Raw genomic sequence first — 917 nt, 5'->3', positions numbered from 1 at the left:
TGGTAGGACCCCATTTGGTGAGCCACTCGCTATCAGAGAATCAATGCGTGTGAATACAGCTGGCAGCGTACTCATTTGGAGTTCGATACGCCAGCGATGAATGACGGTGCCGGTTGTTGTAATCCTCCTTCCAGTCCTCGATGACCACCCGAGCTTCGAGGAGGCTGTGGAATTCGTTCATGTTCAAGCATTCGTCCCGAACACGGTTGTTGAACGACTCGATGTACCCGTTCTTCCACGGCTGACCAGGTGGAACGTAGCCGATACCGACCTGATCCTCGCAGAACGTCGTCAGTGCCTCGGAGATGAACTCGGGCCCGTTGTCGCACCGCAGGACCTGCGGTGGGCCGCCCCAGAGTGCGAACGCCTTCTTCAAGGCGGCGACGAGATCCTCTGCCGGGATGGATCTCTCGACAATGTTCAGTACGGACTGACGGGTGTGTTCGTCGACCATCGACGCGATCTTGAACTTCCGGCCGTCGGTGGTCGAGTCGAACTGAAAGTCGATCGCCCACACCACCTTCGGTGCATCTGCCTCGGTGATCGGAGTAGTCGAGGCGCCGGCCCGTTTACGTATCTTGCGGACGTTCACTTGCAATCCTTCTTCGCGCCAGAGGCGTTGAACCTTCTTCTTGTTAATCGCCCAGCCCGCGGCACGCAAATCCGCCCACGCCCGCCGGAACCCTTTTCGCTGGTTGGCTTTGGCCCAGTCTCGCAACCACTTCCGCAGATCGGCATCCGGATCGGCCGGGGTGTGTCTCGCAAGCTCTTTCCGTTGGGTCGATCGCGGTTGCCCGACGATTCTGCAGGCGAATCGCTGCGAGAGCCCCATTGTTTCCTGGAGCATGACGACAGCGTTTCGTTTGGCGGTCGGGCTCAGAATTTTCCCTTCGCGATCTCCTTGAGGGCAGCCTTTT

Annotated in this window: 1 protein-coding gene; it reads right to left on the bottom strand. The window is 58.7% G+C overall.

Annotation, left to right across the window (positions count from 1 at the left end; translation table 11 throughout):
* Positions 1-40 precede the first annotated feature (40 nt).
* Positions 41-917, bottom strand: an 877-nt coding sequence (locus tag V2B23_RS30860; protein ID WP_430953692.1) for an IS3 family transposase, incomplete at its 5' end; no start/stop codon positions are given.

Origin of the sequence: Rhodococcus sp. 24CO (assembly GCF_050586165.1) — a bacterium.
Lineage (GTDB): Bacteria > Actinomycetota > Actinomycetes > Mycobacteriales > Mycobacteriaceae > Rhodococcus_F.
Note: the sequence above shows the minus strand (reverse complement) of the source record. Positions and strands in the feature narration are given on the sequence as shown.